Raw genomic sequence first — 26,480 nt, 5'->3', positions numbered from 1 at the left:
ATGTTCCTTAACGGTTGATCGGGGTCAGACGCAGCAAGTGTATCCGCCGGCTGTCGGCGTTGAGAATACGGAAGCGATAGCCGCCGATCTCGGTGGTCTCGTTGCGCTTGGGCAGGTGGCCGAAGGCGCTCATCACCAGGCCGCCGACAGTGTCGAACTCGTCATCGGAGAACTCGCTGTCGAAGAACTCGTTGAAGTTCTCGATCGGGGTCAGCGCCTTGACCAGGAAGTCGCCACTGGGCAGCGGCTTGATGTAGCTGTCTTCCTCGACGTCGTGCTCGTCCTCGATGTCGCCGACGATCTGCTCGAGCACGTCTTCGATGGTCACCAGGCCCGCCACGCCGCCGTATTCGTCGATGACCACGGCCATGTGGTTGTGGTTGGCGCGAAACTCGCGCAGCAGCACGTTCAGGCGCTTGGACTCGGGCACGAAGGTGGCCGGGCGCAGCAGGTCCTTGATGTTGAAGCTGTCGCCGTTTTCCTTGAGGATCAGCGGCAGCAGGTCCTTGGCGAGCAGGATACCGAGCACATCGTCATGGCTCTCGCCGATCACCGGGTAGCGCGAGTGCGCGGCGTCGATCACCGCCGGCAGGAACTCGCGTGGCGACTGGCTGGCCTTGATGCTGATCATCTGCGAACGCGGCACCATGATGTCGCGCACCTGCAGGTCGGCGACCTGGATGGCGCCTTCGACGATGGTCAGCGCTTCGCTGTCGAGCAGCTTGTTCTGATGGGCTTCGCGCAGCAGCTCGAGGAGCTCCTGGCGGTTTTTCGGCTCATGGGCAAAAGCCTGGGTCAGTTTACCCAGCCAGGACTTTTGCCCGTTGCTCGATCGATCTTCGCTCATGGCGGTTACTCGTGATCCTTGCAATGTTCAGTGTGTGATTGAATCGGTTTCGTCGTCGGCGTACGGGTCCGGGTGACCCAGTTCCGCTAGCAATTGCCGTTCCAGCGCTTCCATTTCCTCGGCTTCCTCATCGTCGATGTGGTCGTAGCCGAGCAGGTGCAGGCAGCCATGGATGACCAGGTGCGCCCAGTGTGCCTCCAGGGTTTTTCCCTGTTCGGCGGCTTCGCGCTCGACTACCGGCACGCAGATGACCAGGTCGCCCAGCAGCGGGATGTCGAGCAGGTCGTCGGGTACATCGGCGGGGAAGGACAACACGTTGGTGGCGTAGTCCTTGTGCCGGTAGGTGTGGTTCAGCTCGCGGCCTTCGGCTTCGTCCACCAGGCGGATAGTCATTTCCGAGTCGGCGCTGCGCTGGCGCAGGGCCAGCTCGCACCAGCGGCGGAAGGCGGCGTCATCGGGGGCAGCGGCGTCGGTGGCCCGTTGCAGGTCGAGTTCAAGCATCTTTGCCGGGCGCCTCGGGCTTGGCCTGACGGGCGTCGAAGCGGTCGTAGGCTTCGACGATGCGCTGTACCAGCGGGTGGCGCACCACGTCCTTGGGCTGGAAATGGGTGAAGCTGATGCCCGGCACGTCCTTGAGCACCTCGATCACATGGGCCAGGCCCGACTTGGTGCCGCGTGGCAGGTCGACCTGGGTGATGTCGCCGGTGATCACTGCGGTCGAGCCGAAGCCGATGCGGGTGAGGAACATCTTCATCTGTTCCAGCGTGGTGTTCTGGCTTTCGTCGAGGATGATGAAACTGTTGTTCAGCGTGCGGCCACGCATGTAGGCCAGCGGGGCGATCTCGATCACCTGGCGCTCGATGAGCTTGGCCACGTGCTCGAAACCGAGCATTTCGTACAGTGCGTCATACAGCGGGCGCAGGTACGGGTCGATCTTCTGCGCCAGGTCGCCCGGCAAGAAGCCCAGTTTCTCGCCCGCCTCGACCGCCGGGCGCACCAGCAGGATGCGCCGCACCTGTTCGCGCTCCAGCGCGTCGACGGCGCAGGCCACGGCCAGGTAGGTCTTGCCGGTACCGGCCGGGCCGATGCCGAAGTTGATGTCGTTGGCCAGGATTTCCTTGACGTAGCGCTGCTGGTTGACGCCGCGCGGGCGGATATTGCCCTTGCGCGTGCGCAGCGAGACGCTGACTTCGTTGACGGCGGGGTTCTCGAGGGTCTCGACCGTCGATTCCTGGAGATACAGGTGCACGGTTTCCGGCGACAGGTCGGTGGCCTTGGTCTCGCGATAGAGGCGGCGCAGCAGCTGCTCGGCGGCGGAGGTGGTTTTCGGTTCGCCAATCAGTTCGAACTGATTGCCGCGGTTGCGGATTTCGATGGCCAGGCGTTGTTCGATCAGGCGCAGGTGCTCGTCGAACTGGCCGCACAAGTTGGCGAAACGGTGGGCCTCGAAGGGTTCGAGGATGAAACGATGGGGTTGTATGGGTGCGTTCAAGGTCGTTTTTAGCCGCTCGACGGCAATGAATGTGAACTCAAGAATAACCCTTGCGTGGCAGTGGCGAAAGCACTGAAACGATCAAGGGTTGCTGCGTGCCTGTCGCCGGCAAGCCGGCGACAGGGCCGCAACTGCCAGCATGCATGGTTTGCTTTACACGGATGTGTCGGTCGCTGAGGCAGGTCAGGGCAGGGGCGAGAACGGCGTGCGGCCTTCGGCGTTCTGCAGTTCCAGCAGGTATTTGCGGAAGATCTGGCCGAGCACCTGGGTGGCGTGCTCGAGCTCGTCGCGAGGCATCTGCTCGGTGACCTCGTCGGCCATGTCCAGGGCATCCTCGGCGCCGTTGACCGCGGCGATCTTCAGCAGGATATAGGCCTGCACATTGTTGGCCTTGACCCCTTCGCCATGGAAGAACATCGAGCCGAGTCGGTACTGGGCCTGGGCCTGGCCTTGCAGCGAGGCTTTTTCGAACCACTTGAGGGCGTTGTCCAGCTGCCGTGGCGTGGCGCTGTAGTAGAACTCGCCGAGTTCGTACTGGGCTTGGGCATCCCCGCTTTGCGCCGCTTGCTCACAGGCTTGCAGCGCGCTCTGCCGGTCCTCGGGCGCAGCGTCGAGGGTGCAGCGGCCCGCCGCCGGAATCAGCAACGAGTTACCGCCCTCCGCCAGGGCCAGCAGGGGCTGAAGAAGCAACAGGCAGCCCAGGGTCAGGGCGCGGCCGGTGCGGTTCATGGGGATCGACTTACCTCTGCAAAGCTGCGGCCAATGTCTCTGGTGGCACATTATGGGATAAGCAGCGCCAACCTTACAAAGTTTTACTCAGATTTCTACCTGGCTGGGGACATCAGCGGGTTGTGCATGGGTACTTATTGCCTGTACTGGCCCCTGTGGGCGCGGCCTTGCGCCGCGAAAGGGCGGCACAGCAGCCCCAGCAATCTCTGCGTTTTTGCTGAAATCCTGGGGCCGCTCTGCGGCCCTTTCGCGACGCAAGGCTGCTCCCACAAAGCGCGGTGCAGCGACTTACTTCAGGGCAGCAAAAGCCTTTTCGGCCGCCTCCAGGGTGATCTGCAGCTCCTTGTCGCCGTGGGCGATGGAGGTGAAACCGGCCTCGAACGCGCTTGGCGCCAGGTACACGCCACCGTCGAGCATCAGGTGGAAGAAGCGCTTGAAGCGCTCGGCATCGCTGGCCATCACGTCGTCGAAGGTGACGATGTCGTCGGCACCGCTGAAGTACAGGCCGAACATGGCGCCGGCTTGGGTGGTGACGAACGGCACGCCGGCGGCATCGGCACGCTGTTGCAGGCCGTCGAGCATGCGGCTGGTGAAGGCGCTCAGCTCGTCATGGAAGCCCGGGCGGCTGATCAGCTTCAGGGTGGTCAGGCCGGCGGCCATGGCCAGCGGGTTGCCCGACAGGGTTCCGGCCTGGTAGACCGGGCCGAGCGGGGCGATGCAGCCCATGATCTCGCGCTTGCCACCGAAGCAGCCGACGGGCATGCCGCCGCCGACGATCTTGCCGAAGGTCGACAGGTCCGGGGTGATGCCGTAGTGGCCCTGGGCGCCGCCCAGCGACACGCGGAAACCGGTCATCACCTCGTCGAAGATCAGCACCACGCCATGCTTGTCGCACAGGCTGCGCAGGCCTTCGAGGAAGCCCGGCGCCGGCGGCACGCAGTTCATGTTGCCGGCCACCGGCTCGACGATGATGCAGGCCACGGTCTGGCCAACCTCGGCCAAGGTCTTCTCGACCGCGGCGATGTCGTTGAACGGCAGGGTCAGGGTGTGCTTGGCGAAGTCCGCCGGCACCCCGGCCGAGCTCGGCACGCCCTGGGTCAGCAGGCCGGAGCCGGCCTTGACCAGCAGGCTGTCGGAGTGACCGTGATAGCAGCCTTCGAACTTGATGATCGCGTCACGGCCGGTGTAGCCACGGGCCAGGCGGATGGCGCTCATGGTGGCTTCGGTGCCGGAGCTGACCATGCGCACCATTTCCATCGACGGCACGATCGAGCAGACCAGGTTGGCCATCTCGGTTTCCATGGCGGTCGGCGCGCCGTAGGACAGGCCGTGCTCCAGCTGCTTGCGCACCGAATCCAGGACCTGTGGATGGGCATGGCCGAGGATCATCGGGCCCCAGGAGCCGACATAGTCGACATAGCGCTTGTCGTCTTCGTCGATGACATAGGCGCCTTCGGCGTGCTTGAAGAACAGCGGCGTGCCGCCGACGCTCTTGAAGGCGCGGACCGGCGAGTTGACGCCGCCGGGGATGTGTTTCTGGGCTTGGGCGAACAGGGCTTCGGAACGGGACATGGGATTTTCTCTCGAAATCAGCAAGCGAACAGGGCGTTGAAGGCGCGGGCGCGGCGGGTGACTTCCTGCGCGCTGTCGGCACCGAACAGGCCGTGGATCACCGCCAGCAGGTCAGCGCCATGGGCGACCAGCGGGGCGGCGTTGTCGAGGGTGATGCCGCCGATCACGGCGATCGGCAGCTTGACCTGGGCGCGGGCTTGCTCCAGCAAGTCGACGCTGGCAGCCGGGGCGCCCGGTTTGGTCACGGAATTGAAGAAGCGGCCGAAGGCAACGTAGCTGGCGCCTTCGCTGGCGGCCTGCTGCGCAAGCTCCAGGCTGGCATGGCAGGTGGCGCCGATGATCGCCTGGCGGCCGAGCAGGGTGCGGGCCGGCGTCAGCGGACCGTCGGTCTGGCCCAGGTGCACGCCGACGCCCAGGCGCGCGGCCAGCTCGGCGTCGTCGTTGATCAGCAGCTGGGTGCCGTAGCGCTCGCAGAGCTTGCGCAGCGCTTCGCCCTCACGCAGGCGGCGGGCCGCGTCGTCGCTCTTGTCGCGGTACTGCAGCAGGCAGACGCCGCCCTCCAGCGCCGCTTCGACATGGGAGAGGAAGCGGCCGGCAAGCAGCTGGCTGTCGGTGATCGCATACAGACCGCGGAGCGTCATGGGGTGGCCTCGTGTCAGGAGCAGAAATCCAGGGGCAGGCGGCGCGGCACGTACTGGCCCTTGCCCAACTGCTCGGCGTCACGCAGGGTGCGCCAGGTGTAGTCCAGGGCGCTGCGCACCGCGCTGCTCAGCGCTTCGCCCAGGGCCAGGCGGCCGGCCAGGGCGCTGGCCAGGGTGCAACCTGAGCCGTGGTAGCTGCCCGGCAGGCGCTGGCAGGTCCAGGTGTGCTGCTGGCCGTCGCGGCTGTACAGGCGGTTGTGGATTTCCACTTCGTCGCCGTGACCGCCGGTGATCAGCAGGTGTCTACAGAACGGCAGGAGCTTCTCGGCGCACTGGTCCGCGGTGCCTTCGGGCAAATCGGCGAGGATGCGCGCTTCCGGCAGGTTCGGCGTGGCAATGGTGGCCAGCGGCAACAGGCGTTCGCGCAGGGCGTAGCCAACCTCGTCCTTGCCCAGTCGACCACCGCCGCCGGCACGCAGCACAGGGTCGCAGACCAACGGCAGGTGCGGATGGGCGGCCAGCAGTTCGGCGACGGTGTCGACCATCTCGATCGAGCCGAGCATGCCCAGCTTGACCGCGGCCACCTTGGAGTCGGCCAGCACGGCGTTGGCCTGGGCCAGCACCCACTCGCGGTCGAGCACGCGGAAGTCGGAAACGTTGACGGTATCCTGCACGGTCAGGGCGGTCACGGCGGGAGCGGCGTGGCAACCTTGGGCGATCAGGGCTTCGATATCTGCCTGCAGCCCGGCGCCACCACTGGGGTCGTGGCCGGAGAGACAGAGGACAACGGGGCGGGAGCTGTAGGTATTCATGGTCGGCGAGCTTATCACCAAACCTTTTTGCGCGGATCAGCCGCGCGGGGTTAATTCCTGATCGAGTGGTCAAAAGGCGTTGGTTTTATGCTCTGTAATGCCTGTTCTAGAGCCTTTTAAGGCAAGAATGATGTGGCCTCTGGTCGGGCTGAAAAGCTATGCTAGAGTGCTCGGATAACTCGATGAACGGCACTGCCGGATCACGTCGTCTCAAATGGACAGGAGGCAACCGCGACGCGACCGTGACAGGCCATGCTGGGGCTGTATGCGCTATTTGCTGATTGTGCTGCTGGGCTGTGTGCCCCTGTTCGCTGGGGCGGTCGCTTTCGACGACAGCACCGGGCGTCTGCCGTTGGGCCGGTTCATGCAGGTCTATGAAGACCACGATGGTAGCGCCAGTATTGCCCAGGTCAGTTCGGCGGCGTTCGCCAACCGCTTTCAGGCCCATGAGCACGAGGTGCTCAATGCCGGCTATTCGACCTCGGTGTTCTGGCTGAAGGTCGACCTTGCCTACGCCGCGTCCCCCTCCGCCGCGCCGCGCCAATGGTTGCTGGAACTGGCCTACCCGCCGCTGGACCACCTCGAACTCTACCTGGCGGACGCCCAGGGTGTGTACCGCCTGGCCGGGCGCACCGGCGACGCGCTGCCCTATGCCAGCCGGCAGATCCAGCAGAACAACTACCTGTTCGAACTGCCCCTGCACCCAGGCCAGGCCACCACCGCCTACCTGCGCCTGCACAGCCAGGGCTCGATCCAGGCGCCGCTGACCCTGTGGTCGACCGAGGCCTACCTGCAAGACCAGCCCACCCGCCTGTACGTACTGGGCATGATCTACGGCGTGCTGCTGGTGATGCTGGTGTACAACCTGTTCATCTACCTCAGCGTGCGCGACACCAGCTACCTCTACTACATCCTCTATATCGGCGCGTTCGGGCTCTACCAGGTGTCGGTCAACGGCGCCGGCATCGCCTATTTCTGGCCCAACAGCCCCTGGTGGGCCAATGCCGCGACGCCGCTGTTCATCGGCGCCGCCGGCGTGTTCGGCTGCCAGTTCGCCCGCCATTTCCTGCAACTGGGGCGCCTGAGCCGCGGCTTCGATCGCCTGCTGATGCTGCTGATGGCGGCGGGCGCGCTGGTGATGCTGATGGCGCTGACCCTGCGCTACGGCGTGGCCTTGCGCATGGCCACGCTGCTGGCGCTGCTGTTCACCGTGAGCATCTTCAGCGCCGGGTTGTACGCCTGGTGGCGCGGGGTGCGGGTGGCGCGCTGGTTCATCATCGCCTGGACGGCGTTTTTGCTCGGCGGCCTGGTCAACACCTTGATGGTGTTGGGCTACCTGCCCAATGTGTTCATCACCATGTATGCCAGCCAACTGGGTTCGGCGCTGGAGGTGGCGCTGTTGTCGCTGGCCCTGGCCGACCGCATCAACAGCCTGCGCGAGCAACAGGCGCAGACCCTGCGCGACACTGGCCGCACCCTGGAGCAACTGAACCTGCAACTGGCCCGCAGCAATCGGCTCAAGGACGAGTTCCTCGCCACCGTGACCCACGAACTGCGCACGCCGATGAACGGCGTGATCGGTTCGCTGGAGCTGCTGCATACCCTGCCGATGAGCGCCGAGCAGGCGCAATACCATCGCACCGCCACCGGCTCAGCCCAGGACATGATGGCGATGGTCGACGATATTCTCGTGCTCACCGAACTGCAGGCCGGGCGGTTGCGTAGCCATGGGGGGCCGTTCAGCCTGCGCCGGTTGCTCCAGGAACTGCGCGCCGGCTATGCCGGGCAGGCCCTGGCCAAGGGCCTGTACCTGAGCCTGGACATCCCCGCTGACCTGCCCGACAGCCTGGTCGGCGATGCGCAGAAAGTCGCCCGCTGCCTGGGTTGCCTGGTGGACAATGGCCTGAAGTTCACTCACCACGGTGGGGTGATGATTCAGGTTCGTGGTCGCCGCCTTGGCCCTCACAGCCTGGCGTTGACGTTCACCATCAGTGACAGCGGCATTGGTTTCGATGACCTGGACCAGGCGATTCTCTATCAGCGTTTCTTCCAGGTGGATGGCTCGATGACCCGGCGTTATAGCGGGCTCGGTATTGGCTTGTCGATCTGTCGGCAATTGGCCGAACTACTCGACGCCAAGCTGTCCCATGAGTCGACGCGTGGGTTGGGGAGCCGCTTCGAGCTGGCCTTGAATGTGGCGGTTGCCCAGGTGCAGATGCCGCCTGGGCGAGCGGTTTCTGGCGCGACGCGACTCTGATTTGCACTCAGCTGCTGGCAAGTTCGCGGGCCGACTGAAGGATGGTTAGTGCAGTCCTTGTGAGGCGCTGCACTTTAGTTTCTGTGTGTTCTTCAAAACGCTAGTGCACCTATTATCAACCAGGCGAAGGATATCCAGCCCAGCCATGCAGATAAGGCCATGATTTGTCTGATGTTTTTCGGGAATTCGGCCACGTCTTTCTCATTGAGTAATCCTTTCCTTATAGATATTTTTGAGATCGCCATGGCCCCGCATAGCTGAAAGATAATTAATAGCTTGGTTGTTCTGCTGTGCTCACTCCATGTATGTCTGGCAGTGTCAAGGCACTGGCTTCTTTTTAGTGATGATGTTATTTCGTGAAAATTTTTCGATTTCGTTAGGTAGAGGTCTAATGCAAGCCCAGTTGCAATTAAAATTATGGGTGGGGTCAGTAGGGTCAGTGTAACGATTGGCCCTAATTTTTCATTCATTGTCGAATACCTCGTAAATCGCTTCCCCTATTATCTCCCCGAGCTTCGTGCCCCCAACGCTGCCAGCCAGCGCACCGATACCTGTTACAACCAATGAGCATACAGGAGTACCCGGTCCGGTTACCCAGCAGGCTGTAACAGCGATTGCGCCACCCGCTTTCGCTCCAGCTATCCCCCCGGCGAACCCGACCGAAAAATTTCCTATTTCAGTAAACTGCGTTTTTCTGCAAGTACCACTGCTGCCCGCTTGGCAGGCTTCGTAGATTTTAAGCGCTGAACCAGTGCCACCAACGGCAATTCCGACATTGCCGCCAGCCTTGAGGAATTTGGAGAGTCGTGCAAGCTTATTCAAATGTGTCGAGTAACCGGGTATCTGACCTGGTGCTCCCGCCTTACTCCAGTGGTGCATTAGGCTTTTCGAGGATATGCCTAAGTCACGCCGTAGCTTTTCATAATTGCCCAAGTTCATCCGCTTGTTGAGGAAAGTCGCTTTCAAATGTGTATCCAGTTGCTTGAACAATTTTTTTCGTTCAGCAAACAACTCAGGGCTGCGCAAATGCCTGTACTTGGCAAATTGCGTTTGATGCAAATCTTCGATCTTTCGCAGTATTGAGCTCAGCTCATCCAGTGATTTTGCCATCATCGCCTGGCTCACACCCATCGCCAGGCTCGCATCACTGAGCAACCCGGCGATCTCAGCTTGATGGCGCATCATGAAGTCGGCTTCTTCCTCCGTCAGATCTGCCAATGCTTCCCGAGCCTGTTGCGCCGCGCTCATTGCGATCAGCTCTTCACGGGTGCAGACCGGCCGGCTCAGGCCGTCGCCGATGACGAAGATCTCCCCCGCCTTGAACCCCTGCTGATAGGTCGGGTTCAGGCGCTCCAGGATAGATCTGGGGAGGTTGGCTTGCGGTGCACCAAGTTCAATCAGCACCTCCTGATACGTCATGCACCGCGGCACGATGTAGAAGCCAGGTTCCTGGCTTTGCTGTGTCACCGATGGCTGGACTGTCTGAGGCTGGTAGCCAGTCCTTTTCGGCGTGTCTGCGTAAGCCTGTACTGGCGCCTCTCTAGCCGCCGCTGCAGGTGCAAGGCGCGGGGCTGGGAGTCGATCCAGCGGTGCAACCACGCGATTGTCGCCCAAGGGGCAGCCACATTTGACCAGCGTGCCATCCACCGCTGTGGATACGCCGTTCTGCGTCCAGCACGGCTCTCCTTCGATGATGGTTCCGGCCTCACCACAGCGCGGGCAAGCAGTGGTCTTGTCCCCTTCAAATAGCCAGGCGATGCCGCTCGAAAAGCCCATGGACTGGTTGGCGATGCAGATGGCACCTGTGGTGGTTTCGTCTCCGTCCAGGCCCTGACCCCGGCCGAAGATGTTGATGCGCAAGCCCATGGCTCACCTCATGTTGAACATGGAAGCCTGGAACCTAGCAGTCTTGAGGCGCGCATTTTCAGGGCTAGAGCGGTTTGGGAAATGCCCTACAAGCAATAAAGATTTGAATGTCATTCACCTCAACGGCGTGGGTGTGGGCGATCGAATTGCCTGCTCAAGCATCGTTCATAAAACAGAACGATAGAACCAAATGCCACTATCTACCGCTCAAAAGGTGGTGGTTTTAATCTTCTTCCATCAACGCGAAACACCCAACTTACTGAAAATCAAAACCCTTAGGAGCTACCGCCATGATCAACTTCAAATACAACCGCCTGAACAAAGACGACGCCGCTGTCCTGCTGGTCGACCACCAGGCAGGCCTGCTGTCCCTGGTTCGCGACATCGAACCGGACGCGTTCAAGAACAACGTCCTGGCCCTGGCCGACCTGGCCAAGTTCCTCAACCTGCCGACCATCCTCACCACCAGCTTCGAGCAAGGCCCTAACGGCCCGCTGGTACTGAGCGGAAGGAACTGTTCCCGGGTGCGCCGTACATCGCCCGCCCAGGCCAGATCAACGCCTGGTACAACGAAGACTTCGTCAAGGCGGTGAAGGCCTCTGGCAAGAAGCAACTGATCATTGCCGGCGTGGTGACTGAAGTTTGCGTAGCCTTCCCGGCGCTGGCCGCCTTGGAAGAAGAGTTTGAAGTGTTCGTGGTGACCGATGCTTCCGGCACCTTCAACGAAATGACCCGTGATGCTGCTCATGACCGCATGAGCTGTGCCGGTGCCCAGCTGATGACCTCGTTCGGCGTGGCCTGTGAGCTGCACCGCGACTGGCGCAACGACATCGAAGGCCTGGCCGCGCTGTGCTCCAACCATATTCCGGATTATCGCAACCTGATGACCAGCAATAACGCGTTGACTGCAGGTAAGTAATAGCAGCAGATTTCTGGTTCAAGAGGCCGACCGCCGATGACGGGGTCGGCCTTTTTCGTTTGGCTGTGTGATGGCTGCGATGTGCCCGTCTTGAGGTCGTGTCAGGGCAGACAGGTGCATGCCTTGATGCTTGTGCTGTCTGCGAGACCTGTTGTGGTGAACCCTTGGCAGTCCTGAGCCACATGTTTAGTCATTATTGTCACTTTGACTGACCCGCTGGGAGTGCTTCACTGGGCCTTTCAGGCATGCCCGGATCCAGGAGCTCCCGATGAACCTGCACCAGTTCGCCGAAACCCACGAAGTCACCAACCAGCCGCCGCCCCTCGACGGCGCCAACCTGTATCGCCTCGACCTGCCGCTACAGGCGTGGTCGCGGCGTTTCGGCGCCGGTTGGGCCGAGGCGCGGATCGACGCCTATGGCGCGCTGGCTGGTGGCCCTTTGATGGCGGCGGGCTTCCTGGCCAATGCCCACAAGCCCGAGTTCAGCAGCCATGACCGCTATGGCCGGCGCATCGACCTGGTGGAGTTCCACCCCGCCTACCACCAGCTGATGCGCACCGCCGTCGAGCATGGCCTGCCGTCGCTGCCCTGGGCCGAGCCGCGGGCCGGCGCCCATGTCGCCCGGGCCGCGATGACCTACCTGCACAGCCAAGCCGAAGCCGGCACCGGCTGCCCGTTGACCATGACCTTCGCCGCCGTGCCGGCCCTGCGCCTGCAACCGGAGCTGGCGGGCTACTGGCTGCCGAAGATCCTGTCCCGCGAGTACGACCCGCGCAATGTCGGCGACCGGCACAAGGCCGGGGTGACGATCGGCATGGCGATGACCGAGAAGCAGGGCGGCACCGACGTGCGCGCCAACACCACCCGCGCCTACCCGGTGGGTACGCCGGGACCGGGCCAACCCTACGAGCTGGTGGGGCACAAGTGGTTCTGCTCGGCGCCGATGTGCGATGCCTTCCTCACCCTGGCGCAGACCGACAAGGGGCTGAGCTGCTTCCTGCTGCCGCGTCATCGGCCGGACGACCAGCGCAACCAGTTCTACATCCAGCGCCTGAAGAACAAGCTCGGCAACTGCTCCAATGCCTCCAGCGAGGTGGAGTTCCGGGGTGCCCTGGCCTGGATGGTGGGCGAGGAGGGCCGTGGCGTGCCGACCATCATCGAGATGGTCGCCATGACCCGTTTCGACTGCATGGTCGGCTCCAGCGCCCTGATGCGCCAGGCCCTGACCCAGGCCGCGCACCATTGCGCGCATCGCAAGGTCGGCGGGCGGGTGCTGGCCGAGCAGCCGCTGATGCAGAACGTGCTCGCCGACCTGGCGCTGGAAAGCGAGGCCGCCCTGGCCCTGAGCCTGCGCATGGGCCAGGCGCTGGACCAACTGGACGATCCGCAGCAGGCGCACTTCGCCCGGCTGGTGACGGCCGTGGGCAAGTACTGGATCTGCAAGCGCGCCCCGGGAATGATCAACGAGGCCGCCGAGTGCCTGGGCGGCGCCGGCTATGTCGAGGACAGCATCCTGCCCCGGCTGTACCGCGAGGCCCCGGTCAACTCGACCTGGGAAGGCTCGGGCAACGTGCAGTGCCTGGACGTGCTGCGGGCCCTGTCGAAGGAGCCCGGGGTGCTCGAGGCGTTGTTCGTCGAACTGGGCGATGGCCATGGCGACCCACGCCTGGCGGCGTTCATCGGCAACCTCAAGGGCGCGTTCGCCGATACCGACGACATCCAGTACCGCGCACGGCAACTGACCGAGGACATCGCCGTGGCGCTACAGGCCAAATTGTTGCTGGAGGCGGGCAACGCCACGGTGAGCGATGCGTTCATCGGCAGTCGCCTGGGCGCCGGCGGGCGCGTGTATGGCGCCTTGCCGCGCGGGGTGGATGCCGTGGCGCTGGTGGCCAGGGCCACGCCTGTCTGGGCGGGTTGAAAACCGCTCGGGCAAGCAATTGCATGGCACCGACACTGGGGGTGTATTTGCCTGGCAACGCAGGCAAGATGGCTGGCATGCATGTTCCCAAGACAGGAAGCCCAGCGTGAGCCAAGCGTTTGAAGTCGTAGCTACCCCCGAACAGGCCGTCGACCGACTGGCGGCCTTGCATGCACAGGCCACCGGGGCCCTGAGCCAGGCCCTCAAGCGTTACCTCAAGGACCGCACCGAGCCGGGCGACGACGCGCGGGCATTGTTCCGCTACCCGGCGCTGCGCCTGACCTACTTCAGCCAGGGCGAAGTCGCCGCTACCACCCGCGCCTATGCCAAGGTCCAGGTGGCCGGCACCTACAGCGTCACCGTGACCCAGCCCGCGGCGTTTCGCAGCTACCTGCTGGAGCAGCTGCGCCCGCTGATGCACGACTACACCGTGACCGTCGAAGTCGGTGTCAGCGAACAGAACATTCCCTACCCCTACGTGGTCGACCAGGGCGACGAACTGGCCGGCAGCGGCATCACCGCCGCGCAACTGGCGCGGGTGTTCCCCAGCACCGACCTGTCGGCGGCCACCGACAACATCGCCGACGGCCTGTACGACTGGGAAAGCGCCCAGACCCTGCCGCTGGCGTTGTTCGATGCCGCCCGCGTCGACTTCTCGCTGCGCCGCCTGGTGCACTACACCGGCAGCGACTGGCGGCATGTGCAGCCGTGGATCCTGCTGACCAACTACCACCGCTATGTCGACCAGTTCATCGCCCATGGCCTGGAGCAACTGCGCGACGACCCGCGCTTCGTGCGCATGGTGTTGCCGGGCAACGTGATCATCGACAAGGGCATGGACAATGGCGAGGCCCAGGCCCTGGTGGCCGGGGTGGTCTGGCACCGCTACCAGATGCCGGCCTACCACCTGATCGCCGCCGACGGCGATGGCGTGACCCTGGTCAATATCGGTGTCGGCCCGTCCAACGCCAAGAACATCACCGACCACCTGGCCGTGCTGCGCCCGCACTGCTGGTTGATGATCGGCCACTGTGGCGGCCTGCGCCAATCGCAGACCATCGGCGACTACGTGCTGGCCCACGCCTACATGCGCCGCGACGGTATTCTCGACCGCGTGGTGCCGCCGAACATCCCGATCCCGGCCCTGGCCGAAGTACAGCTGGCCTTGCAGGAGGCCGCGGCCCAGGTTACCGGCGAGCGTGGCGACCAGCTGAAGAAGCGCCTGCGCACCGGCACCGTGCTCACCTACGACGACCGCAACTGGGAACTGCGCTGGGCCCAGGAACGGCCGTTGATCAACCTGTCCCGCGCGGTGGCGGTAGACATGGAAAGCGGCACCATCGCGGCCCAGGGCTATCGCCTGCGGGTGCCGTACGGCACCTTGCTGTGTGTTTCGGACAAGCCGCTGCACAGCGAGATCAAGCTGCCTGGCTCGGCCAACGCCTTCTACAACCGCGCGGTCAGCCAGCACCTGAAGATCGGCATTGCCGCCCTCGACCTGCTGCGCACCGAGCTCAACTCGCTGCACTCGCGTAAACTGCGCAGCTTCGATGAGCCGCCGTTCCGCTGAGGATCCATGTCCCTGCCCCCCCGCAACACACCGCGCCGCCCGGCGGCGCGTCCTGCCGGCCCGCGTCGCCAGCCCAAGGCGCCGCCGGCCGAGCCGCGCCTGATCCTGTTCAACAAGCCGTTCGATGTGCTCACCCAGTTCAGCGACGGCGAGGGGCGCGCCACGCTCAAGGACTATATCGACGTCCCCGGCATCTACCCGGCCGGGCGCCTGGACCGTGACAGCGAAGGGCTGTTGCTGCTGACCAACGACGGCCGCCTGCAGGCGCGCATCGCCGACCCCAGGCACAAATTGGCCAAGACCTACTGGGTACAGGTGGAGGGCGAGCCGAGCGCCGAGCAGTTGCAGCGCCTGCGCGAGGGCGTCGAGCTCAACGACGGGCCGACCTTGCCGGCCGAGGCGCGCCTGCTCGACGAGCCGACGCTATGGCCGCGCAATCCGCCGGTGCGCTTTCGCAAGAGCGTGCCGACTGCCTGGCTGGAGCTGGTGATTCGCGAAGGGCGCAACCGCCAGGTGCGGCGCATGACCGCGGCGGTGGGCTTGCCGACCTTGCGCCTGGTGCGGGTGAGGATTGGCGACTGGACCCTCGAAGGGCTGGACCAGGGCTGCTGGCGCGAAGTGCCGGCCAAGCTCTGAATCGCACGCGCGCCCTGTGTAGGAGCGGCCTTGTGTCGCGAAAGGGCCGCGCAGCGGCCCCGGCGATCTTTGCATCAACGCTGAAACCCTGGGGCCGCTGCGCGCCCCTTTCGCGACACAAGGCCGCGCCTACAAGATGAGTGTTTGCCAGGGCGCGCGAGGCAGGTACCTAAACTCCCTCCAGAAACCCCACCACCACGCTCTTGATGATGAACGCCAGCACGCCAAGGCCCAGCACGAAGAACAGGATCAGCGTGCCGAAGCGTCCAGCCTTGGACTTCTTCGCCAGGTCCCAGACGATGAAGCCCATGAAGGCGATCAGCACGGTGACGAGGATGATCATCATCCATTCTTCGAATACTGCGGGATCCATCGGTTCACTCCAGGCAGATTGAGCCCACGATCATACGCCGGGCGCGCAGGGATTCAACGCAGGTGGGTCAAGGGCAGCTCGGTGCTGGCCAGCACCTGGTTGAGCACGAAGCTCGAACGCACGCTGGTCACCCCCTCGATACGGGTCAGGCTGCCGAGCAGCAGTTTCTGGTAGTGGTCCATGTCTGGCACCACCACTTTGAGCTGGTAGTCGGCGTCCATCCCGGTGACCAGGCTGCACTCGAGCACCTGGGGCAGGCTGCGGATCGCCGCCTCGAAGGTCTCGAAGCGCTCGGGGGTGTGGCGGTCCATGCCGATCAGCACGTAGGCGGTCAGGCTCAGGCCGAGCTTCTTGCGGTCCAGCAGCGCCACCTGGCGCGAGATGTAGCCATCGTCCTCGAGCTGCTTGACCCGGCGCGAGCAGGGCGACGGCGACAGGCCAATACGTTCGGCCAGCTCCTGGTTGGAGATGCGCGCATCGCGCTGCAATTCGGCGAGGATGCTCAGGTCGTAGCGGTCGAGCTTGCTCATGGAAAAGGCCTTTTCTGTTCGGATTGCGGCGAATTATCGATCCTGAGTGAAAAATTGCGCAAGCGCTATTTATCAGAGCAATCTTCGCAATCCTCTGCCCCGGCGCCTGGCCTATCTTTATCAACAGAATCACTGCCCGGACATCAGTCCACGGCGACGCGCCCTAGGCGGGCGGTCGCGGCCAGCCATCCAACAGGATCCGCCAGGCCCCCGGGCTACGCACCGTCCAGAAGACGGCGCGAGGTGAGCCGGTGTCACAAGCGCCGAGCACGGACGACAATTGCAGAAGGGAGACCATCAGGTCTCCCTTTTTTATTGCGCCAGATTCACCGCCAGTACAGGCCTGCGTGCCCATGCGGCGACCAGTAGCACCAGCAGCCCGCCGACCAGCGCAATGCAGAACGCACTGCGCGGCGAGGCGAGGTCCAGCCACTGCCCGGCGCTGGCCGCCCCGATCGCCACGCCGACGTTCAGCCCGGCCAGCAGCCAGGTCAGGCTTTCGGTCAATTGCCGGGCCGGCACGCTGCGCTCGACCAGGGCCATGGCCACGATCATGGTCGGGGCGAAGCACACCCCGGCCAGCAATACGCTAGCGCCAAGCCAGGCGAGATTGCTCGCCAGCAGCAACGGCAAGGTGCTCAGGGCAGTGGCCAGGGCGCCCAGCAACAGTTGCCGCGGCAAGGGCAATGGCCAGCGCCGGGCGCCGAACAACAACCCGGCGCTACACGAGCCCGCGGCATAGGCCGACAGCACCAGGCTGGCGGCAGCCGGCTGGCCCTGCTCGCTGGCGAAGGCCACGCTGACGATATCCACCGTACCGACGATCAGCCCCATCGCCGCCATCAGCAGGCTCAGCCGGCGCACGCTGGCCAGGCGCCAAGCTGCGGGTAGCGGGGTCGAGGGGGCGCTGGCCGCAGGCGTTGGTTCGCTGGCGGTCTGCAGCACCAGCGCGGTGGTGCCCACGGCGAGCAATGTGGCGGCGGCCAGCAGGCCGGCCTGGGGCCAGAGCATGACACTGAGCCCGACCGCCAGGGGCGGCCCGGTGATGAAGCTGACTTCGTCGAGCACGGTCTCCAGCGAATAGGCGCTCTGCAGCTGCGGCTGGCCGCGATACAGCTGGGTCCAGCGCGCCCGGACCATGGCCGACATGCTCGGCATGCAGCCGCTGAGCAGGGCCGCCACGAACAGCATCCAGCTGGCACTGCCCAACCCGGCGCAGGCGGCCATCAGCAGCAGGCCCAGCACGCTCAGCAAGGCGGCCGGCGGCAGCACCCGGCGCTGGCCCAGGCGATCCACCAGGCGCGAGACCTGGGGCGAGAGCAGGGCGTAGGCCAGCACGAAGGTCGCCGCCACCGACCCGGCCAGGGCATAGCTGCCACGCGCCTGGGCCAGCAGGGTGATGATGCCGATTCCGCTCATGGGCAGCGGCAGGCGCGCCAGCAATCCGGCGGCGGTGAAGGCACGGGTGCCGGCGGGGGCAAACAACGCGCGATAGGGGTTGGGCATGGTCAGGATTCCTTTACATTCATTTCGTATGATTAAATATTCATACGCCATGTATGTAAAAGCTGCAAGCCAGCCGTTGCTGTCGTCACTTTCATCTGGTGGTATGGGCGCTCGCGGTAGACTGTGGGCGTGCAAGGGCAAGTGTTTTCATCGAGAGGAAGATCATGAGGTTGCGCATCTGGCAGTGGGCCGGCGTTGGTTTGCTGGGCATGGGCATCAGCCTGGGCACCTTGGCCCAGGAGCCTGGGGCAGGGCAGGACGGCCAGGGGGCGCAACGCGGCTCGCCGCTTACCTCCCGCGACGAAGTGCGCCAGACCCAGCCGCCGCGCCAGGGTTACTACCAGGACATCCCCCGCCGCCATGGCGACAACCGTTACTGGCAGGCCGGCGGCCCAGGGCAGCGTCCGGGCGGTGACTGGTCGGGCCGGCCGGACGGCCACGGCAATGGCTGGGGGCCGGGGCCGCAATACCAGCCGGGGCACCGGGTCGAAGACTTCCCGGATCGCCATTGGAAGGTGCCCTATCGGGGGCAGGACTATTACTATTCCGGCGGCTACTGGTATCGCCCGCACAGCGGCGGCTATGTGGTGGTCACCCCGCCCTATGGGGTGAGGATCGGCTACTTGCCGCCTTATGCCCGCGAGGTGTGGCTGGGTGGGGCGCTGTTCTTCCTGGTGGCGGACACCTACTACCAGTACCAGGCCGACAGCCGCGACTATGTGGTGGTCAACCCCCCCTCGCTGGCGCCTGCGCAGCAGCCCCAGGGTTATGACGTGGTGGCCTACCCGATGTACGGGCAGGGGCCGGAGCAGCAGGAGCAGGACCGTTTCCAGTGCCACCGCTGGGCGGTCAGCCAGTCGGGGTTCGACCCGGCCACGGCCAGCTATGCGCCGGCGGCGAATGTGGCGGGCAACTACCGGCGGGCACTGGCGGCGTGCTTGAGCGGGCGGGGGTACAGCACTCACTGACGCCGTCGTTACACGGGGTCGGCATGCACCATCACATCGGCCCGTGGGTAGCGCGCCCGAATCGCCTGCGACGCTTGCACGCACAGGGCATGGGCCTCGTGCAGCGGCAACTGCGCCGGCAACTCCAGGTGCAACTGCACGAACCAGTGGCTGCCCGATACCCGCGTGCGCAGGTCGTGCGCGCCCTGCACCCCGGGGATCGCCAGCACCAGTTCGCGCATGCGCTCGCTGACATCCGTCGGCAGCTCCTGGTCCATGAGAATCGCCGTGCTTTCCCGGGCAATCTGCACCGCGCTCCAGAGGATGTACAAGGCGATCCCCAGCCCGAACAGCGCATCCAGCTGCGGCCAGCCAAACCGTGCCAGCAGCAGCGCCAGCAGGATGCTGCCATTGAGCAGCAGGTCGGAGCGGTAATGCAGGGAATCGGCCCGTACCGCGGTGGAGCCGGTCAGGCGCACGACCTTGCGCTGGAACGCCAGCAGCGCCAGGGTCAGCACCAGCGACAGCAGCATCACCGCGATGCCCGCGGCGGTATCGCCCAACGGCTCTGGCGCTTGCAGGCGCTGCACCGCCTGCACCCCGATCAGCACCGCGCTGACGCCGATGAACAGGGCCTGGGCGATGCCGGCCAGGGCCTCGGCCTTGCCATGGCCGAAGCGGTGGTCGTCGTCGGCCGGGCGCAGCGCGTAGTGCACCGCCAGCAGGTTGAGCAACGAGGCGACCGCATCGAGCGCCGAGTCGGTGAGCCCCGCCAGCAGGCTGACCGAGCCGCTGAGCCACCAGGCCACCGCCTTGCTCAGGACCAGGATGCTGGCCACCGTCAGCGAGGCGCGGGTGGCCAGACGCAGCAGGCGTTGGTGTTCGGCCGAGGTGGTCATGCCTTGGGTGTCTTCCTTGAGGGGATCAGGCCGCCGGCACCAGGCCGAGGCTGGCCAGTTGCTCGACGCTGCCGCGCTGCTGGATCAGGCGTGGGTCGTTCAGCGGCAGGCGCTGGCCCAGTTCGGTTTCCAGGATCGCCTGCAGCTTGAGCTTGTCGACCTGGCCGTTGGCGTCGACCGCAGGGGCAAGCTTGGCCGGGTCGACCTGGGCGCTCCTGCCGCCGGGGTAGTAGATGGCGCCGGTGGCGAAGTCGATGCCGAAGGCGATCAGGCCGGGGATGACGTAGAACAGGATGCCGATGGCGTCCATGGCCGCGACGACCGGGTCGATCTTGCCTGAAATCTGGCCGCGACGCTCAGGGTAGAACAGGGTGCCGCAGGCCGTCAGTTGGGTCAGCAGGGTGGCGATCAGGACGCCACCGATGACGCGGGAAGGGATGCGCATGTAAATCTCCGGGAAGGTAGCACTGCAAGGGCACGGCAAACGTCCGCGCCTGAGCTTAAGACCATGTTAGGCCAGCCTCGGTTCGCCGTTATACTCGGACGACTGTTCGAGGACCACCATGATTTCATTACCGATCGATGCCGTACTGTCCGACCTGCGCCTGGCCCTGGGCGCCCGTGACGAAGCGGTGCTCGAGGCGCCGCCCGGCGCCGGCAAGACCACCCGCGTGCCGCTGGCGCTGCTCGACGAGCCGTGGCTGGCCGGGCAGACCATCCTCATGCTCGAGCCCCGGCGCCTGGCCGCCCGCGCCGCCGCCGAGCGGCTGGCCAGCGAGCTGGGCGAAAAAGTCGGCCAGACCGTGGGCTATCGCATCCGCCTGGACAGCAAGGTCGGCCCGAACACGCGCATCGAGGTGGTCACCGAGGGCATCCTCACCCGTCGCCTGCAAGCCGATCCGGCGCTGGAAGGGGTGGGCTTGCTGATTTTCGATGAGTTCCACGAGCGCAGCCTGGATGCCGACCTGGCCCTGGCCCTGAGCCTCAATGGCCGGGCCCTGCTGCGTGACGAGCCGCCGCTGAAGATCCTGCTGATGTCGGCGACGCTGGAGGGCGAACGGCTGTCGCGCTTGCTCGACGACGCGCCGATCGTCAGCAGCCAGGGGCGCATGCACCCGGTGGATATCCGTTGGGGACGGCCGTTCCAGCCCGGTGAGTTCGTCGAGCCGCGGGTGGTCGATGGCGTGCTCCAGGCCCTGGCCGACGAAAGCGGCAGCCTGCTGGTGTTCCTGCCGGGCCAGGCCGAGATTCGCCGCGTGCACCAAGCCTTGCAGGAAGCGCTCGGCGAGCGTCCCGGCATCCTGCTGTGCCCGCTGCATGGCGAGCTTGACCTCAACGCCCAGCGTGCCGCCATCGAGCCGGCGCCCAAGGGCCAGCGCAAGGTGGTGCTGGCGACCAATATCGCCGAGACCAGCCTGACCATCGATGGCGTGCGAGTGGTCATCGACGCCGGGCTGGCGCGGGTGCCGCGCTTCGACCCCGGCAGCGGCATGACCCGCCTGGACACCCAGCGTATCTCCCGCGCCAGCGCCACCCAGCGTGCCGGCCGGGCCGGGCGCCTGGAGCCGGGGGTGTGCTACCGGCTGTGGTCCGAGGCCCAGCACGAGCAGTTGGCGGCCCACGGCAGCGCCGAGATTCTCCAGGCCGACCTGGCCGGGCTGGCCTTGCAACTGGCGCGCTGGGGCGTGCCGCCGGAGCAGTTGAGCTGGCTCGACCAGCCGCCGGCCGCCGCCTACGCCCAAGCCCAGGACCTGCTGGCCCGGCTTGGCGCGTTCAAGCCCGGCAGCCGCGACAACCTCAGCGCTCACGGCCAGGCCATGGCCGAACTGCCGGCACACCCGCGCATCGCCCACCTGCTGTTGCGCGGGCAAGACCTGGGCCTGGCCGACATGGTCTGCGACCTCGCCGCGCTGCTCGGTGAGCGCGACATCCTGCGCGGTGGCGGCGCCGACCTGCACAGCCGGCTGGCCCTGCTCAGCGGTGAAGCCCGCGCTTCGCGGGGCGGCCAGGGCGGCGTGCAGCGCGCCCGGCAACTGGCCCGGCAGTATCGCGGGCAACTGCGCGGTCAACCGCGCAGTCCGGTGGCCGACCCTGACCATCCACGCTGGCTGGGGGCCTTGCTGGCGCTGGCCTATCCCGACCGGGTGGCGCAACAGCGTCGCCCGGGCGGTGCCGAGTACCGCCTGGCCAATGGCCGTGCGGCACTGTTCGGTGAAGTCGACGCCTTGATGAAAAGCCCATGGCTGGTGATCGCCGACCTGGGCAGCCGGCAGGGCCAGCGCGAGGAGCGTATCTACCTGGCCGCCGAGTTCGACCCGGCGCTGCTCGACGATGTGCTGGCCGAGCAAGTCGAACAGCTCGACCTGCTCGACTGGGACGACCGTGAACAAGTGCTGCGCGCCGAGCGCCAGCGCAAGGTCGGCGAACTGGTGCTCAGCCGCGAACCCCTGCCAGGGCTGGATGACCAGGCGCGGGCCAAGGCATTGCTTGGCCTGGTGCGGCGCAAGGGCCTGAACCTGCTGACCTGGACCCCCGAACTGCGCCAGTGGCAGGCCCGGGTAGCGCTGTTGCGCCAGCTCGACCTGGAAAAGGGCAGCGACAGCCCCTGGCCAGACCTGAGCGACCAGGCCTTGCTGGCCAACCTGGAAGACTGGTTGCAGCCTTACCTGGGCAAGGTTTCGCGCCTGAGCCACTTCGCCGCCCTGGACCTGCCCGCGCTGCTGCGCAACCTGTTGCCCTGGCCGCTACCCCAGCGCCTGGACGAACTGGCCCCCGCGCACCTGAGCGTGCCGTCGGGCTCGAGCATTCGCCTGGACTACAGCGAGCAGCCGCCGATCCTGGCGGTGCGCCTGCAGGAGCTGTTCGGCCTGGCCGACACCCCGCGCATCGCCAATGGCCGCCAGCAGGTCAAGCTGCACCTGTTGTCACCGGCGCGCCGCCCGGTGCAGGTGACCCAGGACCTGGCCAACTTCTGGCGCACCACCTATGCCGAGGTGAAGAAAGACCTCAAGGGGCGCTATCCCAAGCACTACTGGCCGGATGACCCGCTGGTGGCCGAGGCCACTGCCCGGGCCAAGCCGCGGGGGACTTGACCCTGCATGGGGCTCAGGCGCCCGCTTCGCTCTCCAGCAACATGAACAGGCGATACAGCACCACGGTGCTGAACAACTGCAGGAAGCCATTGAGGCTGTCCAGCGCCAGTTGCACGCCCGGCTGCGGGTCGGGGAACAGGCCCAGCAGCAGGCCTTCGAGCAGCCACAGCGGCGCCAGCACCGACAGCATGCAGACCATGATGCGCAGGAAGTGCCCGGTGGTCATGCGTGCGCTGGTGCGCATCGCCTCGATCACCGGCAGGCCGCGCAGTATCAGCAGGTACTCGGCGAACACCAGGTTCACCATGATCCACACGCCGGGGAAGATGAACAGCGCCAGGCCCGCCATGATCAGCAGCGAACTGATCACCACCAGCAGCGCCAGCGCCGGCCACAACTGCAAGGCGCGGGCGAACAGGTCGCGCTTGGCGATGTCCTGGCCGTTGCTGCGGGTATCGAGGTAAAGGATCAGCGCGGCGCTGTACAGCGGGTAGAACAGCAGGCTGACCAGCATGCCGTAGGCCGGCGAGGCCTGTTCGCCCAGTTGCCGGTAGAGCAGTTGGCTGGCCAGGGCCTCGAGCACCACCAGCGGCAGGCACAGCTGGAGGATGCTCGCCAGGTGGCGGCGGAAGAAGTACAGGGAGTCGCGCAGAACGCTCAGCGGATTCATCGGTCAACATCGCATGGCAGAAAAAGCAGGGCGTAACTGTAGCCCAGTCGGCCCTCTTGCTGAAAAAAGTTTCATGGCCCAGGCAATTGCAACGCCGACTCCCGGCCCCCATCTTTGACGCTGTCCGATGTCCTGTTCAGCCCACGAGGTGCCCCGATGAACACTGAAGAACAAACCCTGATCGATGGCCTGTTCGGCCGTCTCAAGCACGCCGAGGATCCGGCCCAGCCGCGCGATGCCCAGGCCCAGGCGCGGATCGAGGAGCATCTGCGCGAGCAGCCGGCCGCGCCTTACTACATGGCCCAGGCGATCCTGGTGCAGGAAGCGGCGATCAAGCGCCTGGACGAACAGAACAAGCAGCTCGAGGCCGAGCTCAAGCAGGCCCGTGCCCAGCTCGAGGCGACCCGCGCCAGCAGCCCCAGTGGCGGTGGCGGTTTCCTTTCGAGCATCTTCGGTGCCGGCGCCCGCAGCCCGGCGCCAGAGCCGCAGCGCGCGGTGGCGCCGACCTCATCCGCCGGCGGTGGCTGGCGCGAGCCGGCGCCCCAGGCCTATGCCCCGCCACCTGCGCCACAAGGGTTCGGTGCGGCGCCCGCGCCAGCGCGCGGCGGCGCCAGCAGCTTCCTCGGCGGCGCCATGCAGACCGCCGCGGGGGTGGCCGGTGGTGTGCTGCTGGCCCAGGGCATCAGCAGCCTGTTCAACCATCACTCGCAGCCTGAAGAGGTGGTCGAGGTGATCAAGCAAGAGCCGGCACCGGCCAGCGAGCCAAGCGCCTGGAACGACCAGGACAGCCAGCGCCAGGTGGCCGACAACGGTGGCTGGGGCAGTGACCAGGGCGGCTTCGCCGACAGCGACTACAGTGGCGACGGCGGCGGCTTCTTCTCGGACGACGACTACGTCTGAGGGCTCTGGCATACTGCCGGTCCAGATCGCGGGGCAGTGGCTTGCCCGGCGATACTGCTCCACTGCCAGAGAGAGCCCCAGGTGAAGAAAATCGCGCTGTTCGCCGACGTGCAGAACCTCTACTACACGGTTCGCCAGGGCCATGGCTGCCACTTCAACTATGCCGCGCTGTGGGCCGAGGTCAGCCGCGAAGGGCAGATCGTCGAGGCGCTGGCCTATGCCATCGACCGCGGCGACAGCAAGCAGCAACAGTTCCAGCAGATCTTGCGCAACCTCGGCTTCGAGGTGCGCCTCAAGCCCTATATCCAGCGTGCCGACGGTTCGGCCAAGGGCGACTGGGACGTCGGCATCACCCTGGATGTGATCGAGGCAGCGGCGCGGGTCGACCAGGTGGTACTGGCTTCCGGCGACGGTGACTTCGACCTGTTGCTGGAGCGGGCGATGCAGCGCCACGGCGTGGAAACCGTGGTGTACGGCGTGCCGGGGCTGACCGCGCTGTCGGTGATTCGCGCGGCCAGCCGCTACGTGCCGATCGAGGGCAAGCTGCTGCTGCGCTGACCCCCTGCCTTGCTGACGAACCAGGCGCCGCGGAGGCTGGCACCGGCGATGCCGGTGTTCGCCGGCAAGCCGGCTCCTACAACGGTTACGGCCTGCAATACCTGTAGGAGCCAGCCTTGCTGGCGAACCAGGCGCCGCGGTATCACCCTCGACGGCACCGGCTATCGGCTCGATTTGTTGTCCAGATGCCCCAGCGGCACCCGCCGCTGCACCGCGCTCGAGAGGATGATCGAGGTCTTGCTGAAGCCCAGTTGCGACACCCGGTTGATCAAGGCTTCCAGCTCACCCATCGACGCCACCGCCGCCTGCATGATCACGCAGGGGTCGCCCGTTACCCGGTGGCACTCAGTCAGCTCGGGGATCTTCTCCAATGCCTCGTAGGCCTGCTGGTTGCCATGGCTGGCCAGGCGCAGTTCGATCACGCACTGGATCGGCAGGCCGATCTTCTCCAGGTCGACCTTGGCGGTGTAGCCGCTGATCACCCCGCTGGCCTCAAGCTTGGCCACCCGCTCGGCCACCGCCGGGGCCGACAGGTTGACCTGGCGCGCCAGCTGCGCGTAGGTGGCCCGGCCGTTTTCCAGCAAGGCGGCGAGGAGCATGCGGTCGTATTTGTCCATGACGATTCCTGGTGGCTTTGCAATCGATGGTAAAGCGCGTGCACAACCATTCATTAGAAAGTGTTTTGGTGTTTTAAAGCCGTTTTGTAACTTAAGTTTGCCGGTGACCCTTTCTAAACTAAGTCACCCGTAAACGGATTTCGAGCCCTTCGTCATGCCTGCCTCTCGTCGCTTCCCGCTGTTGCTTGTCGGTGCCTTCCTTGCCCTGTACCTGGTCTGGGGCTCGACCTACCTGTTCATTCGCATCGGCGTGGAGTCCTGGCCGCCGATGCTGATGGCCGGGGTGCGCTTCGTCATCGCCGGCAGCCTGCTCTATGGCTTCTTGCGCTGGCGCGGGGCGCCGGCGCCGACCTGGCCGCAATGGCGCGCGGCCGGGGCCATTGGCTTCTTGCTGCTCAGTTGCGGCAACGGCGGTGTGACCCTGGCCGAGCACGCAGGGGTGGCCTCGGGCGTGGCCGCCCTGGCGGTGGCTACCGTGCCGCTGTTCACCCTGGTGTTCGGGTTGTTGTTCGGCCATCGCAACTCACGCCTGGAGTGGGCTGGGATCGTCCTCGGCCTGCTTGGCATCGGCCTGCTCAACCTGGGCTCCAACCTGCAGGCCAGCCCCATGGGCGCGGCGCTGATCCTGTTCGCCGCGGCGGCCTGGGCCTTTGGTTCGGTGTGGAGCAAGAGCCTGCCGCTGCCCCAGGGCGCCATGGCCAGCGCCGCAGAAATGCTGGTGGGCGGCGCCGCGTTACTGATCGGCAGCGCGGTGAGCGGCGAGCGCCTGACCCAGATGCCCACCGCCGCCGGTTGGGGCGCGCTGGCCTACCTGGTGTTCTTCGGCTCGATCCTGGCGTTCAGCTCGTACATGTACCTGCTCAAGCACGTGCGCCCGGCGGCGGCCACCAGCTATGCCTACGTCAACCCGGCGGTGGCGGTGCTGCTGGGGATTCTGTTCGCCGGCGAGCAGATCGGCGCCGAAGAGTGCGTGGCCATGGCGGTGATCATCGGCGCGGTGGTGCTGATCGGCCTGCCGCAATGGCGCAAGGCGCCACAGCCGCCAGCAGCGTTGAAAGGCGAAATGTGCAAGTAGGCAGGGACGTTGCGGTAAACTTGCCGCCTTCGCTGAACCCCCTGACGGTAT

25 protein-coding genes and 1 pseudogene are annotated in these 26,480 nt (G+C 65.5%); 10 read left to right on the top strand and 16 right to left on the bottom strand.

What is annotated here, in order from left to right; genetic code table 11:
- Positions 1–7 precede the first annotated feature (7 nt).
- The 7 genes from NJG22_RS01425 to NJG22_RS01395 all read right to left on the bottom strand — a co-directional run bounded on the left by NJG22_RS01425 (position 8) and on the right by NJG22_RS01395 (position 6,093).
- Positions 8–847, bottom strand: a complete 840-nt coding sequence (locus NJG22_RS01425) for an HlyC/CorC family transporter (protein ID WP_134692284.1) — start codon at positions 845–847, stop codon at positions 8–10.
- A 27-nt stretch (positions 848–874) separates the two neighbouring features.
- A complete protein-coding gene (gene ybeY / locus NJG22_RS01420; protein ID WP_217850452.1) occupies positions 875–1,348 on the bottom strand; it encodes an rRNA maturation RNase YbeY in 474 nt (157 codons plus the stop codon).
- Entirely contained in the window at positions 1,341–2,339 is a 999-nt protein-coding gene (locus tag NJG22_RS01415; RefSeq protein ID WP_217850458.1) for a PhoH family protein, read from the bottom strand. Before NJG22_RS01415 ends, ybeY begins: the two co-directional genes overlap by 8 nt.
- Before the next feature lie 183 nt (positions 2,340–2,522).
- A complete protein-coding gene (locus NJG22_RS01410) occupies positions 2,523–3,068 on the bottom strand; it encodes a tetratricopeptide repeat protein (protein WP_253091943.1) in 546 nt (181 codons plus the stop codon).
- Positions 3,069–3,356: 288 nt separating this feature from the next.
- Positions 3,357–4,640, bottom strand: coding sequence for a glutamate-1-semialdehyde 2,1-aminomutase (hemL, locus tag NJG22_RS01405; RefSeq protein ID WP_253091942.1), 1,284 nt, complete (start codon positions 4,638–4,640; stop codon positions 3,357–3,359).
- A 17-nt stretch (positions 4,641–4,657) separates the two neighbouring features.
- On the bottom strand, positions 4,658–5,281 hold the full coding sequence (gene thiE, locus NJG22_RS01400; protein ID WP_253091941.1) for a thiamine phosphate synthase: 624 nt from the start codon (positions 5,279–5,281) through the stop codon (positions 4,658–4,660).
- Between the two features lie 14 nt (positions 5,282–5,295).
- Complete coding sequence (locus NJG22_RS01395) at positions 5,296–6,093, bottom strand: hydroxymethylpyrimidine/phosphomethylpyrimidine kinase (protein WP_253091939.1); 798 nt, start codon at positions 6,091–6,093, stop codon at positions 5,296–5,298.
- A 265-nt stretch (positions 6,094–6,358) separates the two neighbouring features.
- Between NJG22_RS01395 and NJG22_RS01390 the strand changes: the two genes are divergently transcribed.
- Complete coding sequence (locus NJG22_RS01390) at positions 6,359–8,350, top strand: hybrid sensor histidine kinase/response regulator (RefSeq protein ID WP_253091937.1); 1,992 nt, start codon at positions 6,359–6,361, stop codon at positions 8,348–8,350.
- Positions 8,351–8,442: 92 nt separating this feature from the next.
- On the opposite strand, the gene NJG22_RS01385 is transcribed toward NJG22_RS01390, so the two are convergent.
- Together NJG22_RS01385 and NJG22_RS01380 are read right to left on the bottom strand one after the other, a co-directional pair.
- Complete coding sequence (locus tag NJG22_RS01385) at positions 8,443–8,820, bottom strand: hypothetical protein (RefSeq protein WP_253091935.1); 378 nt, start codon at positions 8,818–8,820, stop codon at positions 8,443–8,445.
- Positions 8,813–10,216 carry a PAAR domain-containing protein gene (locus tag NJG22_RS01380; RefSeq protein ID WP_253091933.1) on the bottom strand — a complete coding sequence of 468 codons (1,404 nt, stop codon included), beginning with the start codon at positions 10,214–10,216 and terminating at the stop codon, positions 8,813–8,815. Before NJG22_RS01380 ends, NJG22_RS01385 begins: the two co-directional genes overlap by 8 nt.
- Positions 10,217–10,509: 293 nt before the next feature.
- On the opposite strand from NJG22_RS01380, the pseudogene ycaC reads away from it, so the two are divergent.
- From ycaC to NJG22_RS01360, 4 genes and pseudogenes are all read left to right on the top strand, one after another.
- Positions 10,510–11,135: pseudogene (gene ycaC / locus NJG22_RS01375) on the top strand (isochorismate family cysteine hydrolase YcaC).
- Between the two features lie 268 nt (positions 11,136–11,403).
- Positions 11,404–13,056, top strand: coding sequence for an acyl-CoA dehydrogenase family protein (locus NJG22_RS01370; RefSeq protein ID WP_253091931.1), 1,653 nt, complete (start codon positions 11,404–11,406; stop codon positions 13,054–13,056).
- Between the two features lie 106 nt (positions 13,057–13,162).
- A complete protein-coding gene (gene amn, locus NJG22_RS01365; protein WP_253091928.1) occupies positions 13,163–14,626 on the top strand; it encodes an AMP nucleosidase in 1,464 nt (487 codons plus the stop codon).
- A gap of 6 nt (positions 14,627–14,632) precedes the next feature.
- The gene (locus NJG22_RS01360) at positions 14,633–15,262 is read left to right on the top strand and encodes a pseudouridine synthase (RefSeq protein WP_253091926.1); all 630 of its coding nucleotides are present in this window, start codon (positions 14,633–14,635) and stop codon (positions 15,260–15,262) included.
- A gap of 169 nt (positions 15,263–15,431) precedes the next feature.
- Here the strand turns inward: NJG22_RS01360 and NJG22_RS01355 are convergent, their stop codons facing one another.
- From NJG22_RS01355 to NJG22_RS01345, 3 genes are all read right to left on the bottom strand, one after another.
- Positions 15,432–15,635 (bottom strand): DUF2788 domain-containing protein, encoded by a 204-nt coding sequence (locus NJG22_RS01355; RefSeq protein ID WP_023631482.1) that lies wholly within the window; start codon positions 15,633–15,635, stop codon positions 15,432–15,434.
- A gap of 53 nt (positions 15,636–15,688) precedes the next feature.
- The gene (locus NJG22_RS01350; RefSeq protein ID WP_011535815.1) at positions 15,689–16,165 is read right to left on the bottom strand and encodes an Lrp/AsnC family transcriptional regulator; all 477 of its coding nucleotides are present in this window, start codon (positions 16,163–16,165) and stop codon (positions 15,689–15,691) included.
- A 312-nt stretch (positions 16,166–16,477) separates the two neighbouring features.
- Positions 16,478–17,671 (bottom strand): MFS transporter, encoded by a 1,194-nt coding sequence (locus NJG22_RS01345; RefSeq protein ID WP_253091924.1) that lies wholly within the window; start codon positions 17,669–17,671, stop codon positions 16,478–16,480.
- A gap of 164 nt (positions 17,672–17,835) precedes the next feature.
- Here NJG22_RS01345 and NJG22_RS01340 point away from each other — a divergent pair, with 164 nt between their 5' ends.
- Positions 17,836–18,639, top strand: a complete 804-nt coding sequence (locus tag NJG22_RS01340; RefSeq protein WP_253091922.1) for a DUF6515 family protein — start codon at positions 17,836–17,838, stop codon at positions 18,637–18,639.
- An 8-nt stretch (positions 18,640–18,647) separates the two neighbouring features.
- On the opposite strand, the gene NJG22_RS01335 is transcribed toward NJG22_RS01340, so the two are convergent.
- Entirely contained in the window at positions 18,648–19,517 is an 870-nt protein-coding gene (locus NJG22_RS01335) for a cation diffusion facilitator family transporter (RefSeq protein WP_253091920.1), read from the bottom strand.
- A 25-nt stretch (positions 19,518–19,542) separates the two neighbouring features.
- Positions 19,543–19,962, bottom strand: a complete 420-nt coding sequence (locus tag NJG22_RS01330) for a polyribonucleotide nucleotidyltransferase (RefSeq protein WP_253091918.1) — start codon at positions 19,960–19,962, stop codon at positions 19,543–19,545.
- 118 nt (positions 19,963–20,080) lie between these two features.
- Between NJG22_RS01330 and hrpB the strand changes: the two genes are divergently transcribed.
- On the top strand, positions 20,081–22,609 hold the full coding sequence (gene hrpB, locus NJG22_RS01325; RefSeq protein WP_253091916.1) for an ATP-dependent helicase HrpB: 2,529 nt from the start codon (positions 20,081–20,083) through the stop codon (positions 22,607–22,609).
- Positions 22,610–22,622: 13 nt separating this feature from the next.
- Here the strand turns inward: hrpB and NJG22_RS01320 are convergent, their stop codons facing one another.
- Positions 22,623–23,279, bottom strand: coding sequence for a YciC family protein (locus tag NJG22_RS01320; protein ID WP_253091914.1), 657 nt, complete (start codon positions 23,277–23,279; stop codon positions 22,623–22,625).
- Between the two features lie 156 nt (positions 23,280–23,435).
- Between NJG22_RS01320 and NJG22_RS01315 the strand changes: the two genes are divergently transcribed.
- Positions 23,436–24,179: a DUF2076 domain-containing protein gene (locus tag NJG22_RS01315; protein ID WP_253091912.1), complete on the top strand. Its 744-nt coding sequence runs from the start codon at positions 23,436–23,438 to the stop codon at positions 24,177–24,179.
- An 81-nt stretch (positions 24,180–24,260) separates the two neighbouring features.
- On the top strand, positions 24,261–24,737 hold the full coding sequence (locus tag NJG22_RS01310; RefSeq protein ID WP_134692319.1) for an NYN domain-containing protein: 477 nt from the start codon (positions 24,261–24,263) through the stop codon (positions 24,735–24,737).
- A gap of 161 nt (positions 24,738–24,898) precedes the next feature.
- Here the strand turns inward: NJG22_RS01310 and NJG22_RS01305 are convergent, their stop codons facing one another.
- On the bottom strand, positions 24,899–25,354 hold the full coding sequence (locus tag NJG22_RS01305; protein ID WP_253091911.1) for an Lrp/AsnC family transcriptional regulator: 456 nt from the start codon (positions 25,352–25,354) through the stop codon (positions 24,899–24,901).
- A 154-nt stretch (positions 25,355–25,508) separates the two neighbouring features.
- On the opposite strand from NJG22_RS01305, the gene yedA reads away from it, so the two are divergent.
- A complete protein-coding gene (gene yedA, locus NJG22_RS01300; protein WP_253091909.1) occupies positions 25,509–26,429 on the top strand; it encodes a drug/metabolite exporter YedA in 921 nt (306 codons plus the stop codon).
- Positions 26,430–26,480: the final 51 nt, after the last annotated feature.

Source organism: Pseudomonas sp. VA159-2 (assembly GCF_024126635.1).
GTDB classification, from domain to species: Bacteria; Pseudomonadota; Gammaproteobacteria; order Pseudomonadales; family Pseudomonadaceae; genus Aquipseudomonas; species Aquipseudomonas muyukensis.
Note: the sequence above shows the minus strand (reverse complement) of the source record. Positions and strands in the feature narration are given on the sequence as shown.